This window comes from Ornithinibacter sp., from assembly GCF_035443565.1.
Lineage (GTDB): Bacteria > Actinomycetota > Actinomycetes > Actinomycetales > Dermatophilaceae > Fodinibacter.
Genome location: NZ_DAORSO010000252.1, coordinates 1 through 2,289, shown reverse-complemented (window position 1 = coordinate 2,289; position 2,289 = coordinate 1). Strand labels below are relative to the sequence as shown.

Sequence of the window (2,289 nt, the reverse complement as noted above, 5' to 3'; positions counted from 1 at the left end):
GCGCCGATGCTCGACCTGACGTCGGGGTACGTGCAGCGGGCGGCGCACCTGCTGCCCAAGCAGGGGCGCCGCCGCCCGTGGCGGGTGGTGCAGAGCTATGCCTACGACCTCGCGGTCACGCGGCTCGGCCGGATCGACGACGGGCACCTCGAGTTGCGCTGAGCGATCTGGGGAGGTCCTGCCGAGGGGTCAGGTGAGGTCGGCCAAGGTGGCCAGCAGGGGGACGAGGGCCCGATCTGCGCCGTCCTCGAGGTCGTCGAGCCACTGGTGGGCGAGGTCCTGGAGCTGGTCCTTGACGCTGTGGAGGTAGTCCCGGCCCTCGTCGGTCACCTCGGCGCGGCGCACCCGAGCGTCGAGGTAGGTCGGGCCACGGACGGTCAGCCCCGCCTCGTCGAGCCGGTTGAGGATCCGGCAGACCCGGACGGGGGAGATGCGCAGGTACTCGGCGAGGTTGACGCCGCAGGACGGCTTGTCGGCGATGCGTCGCAGGGTGTCGAGCTCGAGCGGGGTGAGCTGAGGGGTCATGGTGCCGAGGAGGCGGGCCAGGTCGGCATCCATGGCGGCGCTGGCCTGACGCGCGAAGATCGCGAGGTTGCGGAGGTCGTCGGGGTCCGGCCGCTCCAGACGGCGCACGACGTCGACGCGTTCGCCGTGGCGTTCCATGAGGTGGTGGCGCAGCCGCTCCCACGGCTCGTTCCACTCACGGTCGCCGGGTCCGATGCCCCGGCTGCGTGCCCAGTCTTTGCCCTTGCGTGGCATGCTCCGATCCCCCCGGTTCGTTGTGCGTCGGGCCATCATCACCCGGCGCGGAGGCGAGTTCGGGGTTGTCCACAGCCCAGATGTGCGGATGCCCGCCGGGGAGGGAGGGCCGGGCCCCGGCGACGAAGCTGCGTCCCGGCGCGGCGGTGTGCGCCGGGGACGGGTGGCCGGTGGGTTCGGGCGGTGGTGAGAATCCTGAGAGCCCGGGAGTAGGTACCTCGTGGAGAGTCCTTGCGCCGGTGAAGGGATTCCTTGCCCTGCGCAACGGTGTGTTAGCGGGCCTGGTCGAGTGAGGGAGGTTCTTGCCCCACGCAAGGGATTCCTTGCGGCGCGCAAGGGGTGCGGGGGCCGTCGAGGATTGTGGGGAGGTTCTTGCTTCGGTCAAGGGATTCCTTGCGATGCGAAAGGACTCCCCACGAAGTACCTAGGGGTCGGCCCCCCGGCAGCCCGGCAGCCCGGGGGCCCGGGGCGCTGCGGCGCGGCACGGCGGCCAAGGCTCGGCGCGGAGTCGCGGGTCGGGTCGACGACGCGCACCTCGAACTTCGCTGGGCGCGTTGAATGTACAGCAGTCGCTCGACGCCGAGATGAGGTGATGCGGTGATGTTATGGTGCGGTGATGCGAACCACTCTTGATCTTGACGAGACGGTTCTCGCGGCTGCCCGCAGTCTGGCCCGGGCCGAGGGGATCTCGCTGGGGGCTGCGGTGTCAGCCCTCGCTCGCCGCGGCCTCACCCCACCGGCGAGCCCCGTCGACGTCACATACAGCCCCTTCCCGGTGCTGCTGTCCGGCGTCCCCGGGCATGTGGTGACGGACGAGATGGTTGCTGCCCACCGTGATGAGTGACCTCACCGGGCCTGACGGGGACGGCGCCCACGACCAGGAGTCGACTCCCCGCACGGCACTGTTCGACGTCAACGTGCTCGTGGCGCTGGCCCTGGGTGAGCACCTCCACCACATGGCTGCCCATGCGTTCCTGCGCGAGTGGAACGGGGGTTGGGCCACCACGCCGATGACCGAGTCCGCGTTCGTCCGGCTGTTGCTCAACCCGGCGATCACGGGAAAGGCATACGCGGTCTCCGACATCGCCGTCGTGCTCAGAGGGATGCGAGCGGAGCCTCGCTGGATGTTCCTCCCGGACCACTCCTCCCTGATTGACCCTCAGGTCGACACCTCAATCCTGGTCAGTCACTCGCTCGTGACCGACGTCCACCTCGTGAACCTCGCGGCATGCCGTGACATGACCTTGGCGACGTTCGACCGACGGTTGCCAACCCATTTGGCACCCCGAGACCGGCACCACGTGACAGTGATTCCCGCCGGGGTTGCTCAGTGAGCGAGCCCCTGGCGATCGGCCTGGCAGCGCTGCTGACCGCCGCCATCATGGCCACCAACCTCTGGGCGGTGGTGCGCGACCGGCGTGACGTGGAGCGTGTCACCAAACCGGCCGCGATGATCGCCCTGCTGGCAGTGGCGGCGCTCGCGGGAGCCAGCGACACGGCATCCGGTCGATGGCTCCTGGCCGCGCTCGT

General features: G+C 69.9%; 4 protein-coding genes. 3 read left to right on the top strand and 1 reads right to left on the bottom strand.

Annotated features, from left to right (window positions below; genetic code table 11):
- Window positions 1-189: 189 nt before the first annotated feature.
- The gene (locus tag PLL68_RS14060; RefSeq protein ID WP_324535134.1) at window positions 190-759 is read right to left on the bottom strand and encodes a MarR family winged helix-turn-helix transcriptional regulator; all 570 of its coding nucleotides are present in this window, start codon (window positions 757-759) and stop codon (window positions 190-192) included.
- Window positions 760-1,375: 616 nt separating this feature from the next.
- On the opposite strand from PLL68_RS14060, the gene PLL68_RS14055 reads away from it, so the two are divergent.
- From PLL68_RS14055 to PLL68_RS14045, 3 genes are all read left to right on the top strand, one after another.
- Window positions 1,376-1,603: a hypothetical protein gene (locus tag PLL68_RS14055; protein WP_324535132.1), complete on the top strand. Its 228-nt coding sequence runs from the start codon at window positions 1,376-1,378 to the stop codon at window positions 1,601-1,603.
- Window positions 1,596-2,093 carry a TA system VapC family ribonuclease toxin gene (locus tag PLL68_RS14050; protein WP_324535131.1) on the top strand — a complete coding sequence of 166 codons (498 nt, stop codon included), beginning with the start codon at window positions 1,596-1,598 and terminating at the stop codon, window positions 2,091-2,093. Before PLL68_RS14055 ends, PLL68_RS14050 begins: the two co-directional genes overlap by 8 nt.
- Window positions 2,090-2,289 (top strand): hypothetical protein (locus PLL68_RS14045; protein WP_324535128.1); only part of this gene is annotated, 200 nt, incomplete at its 3' end. The genes PLL68_RS14050 and PLL68_RS14045, both read left to right, overlap by 4 nt.

Bases quoted from the DNA above. Each gene is read 5' to 3' on its own strand.
- PLL68_RS14055 (WP_324535132.1), top strand. From the start codon at position 1,376: ATGCGAACCACTCTTGATCTTGACGAGACGGTTCTCGCGGCTGCCCGC.
- PLL68_RS14050 (WP_324535131.1), top strand. From the start codon at position 1,596: ATGAGTGACCTCACCGGGCCTGACGGGGACGGCGCCCACGACCAGGAG.
- PLL68_RS14060 (WP_324535134.1), bottom strand. From the start codon at position 759: ATGCCACGCAAGGGCAAAGACTGGGCACGCAGCCGGGGCATCGGACCC.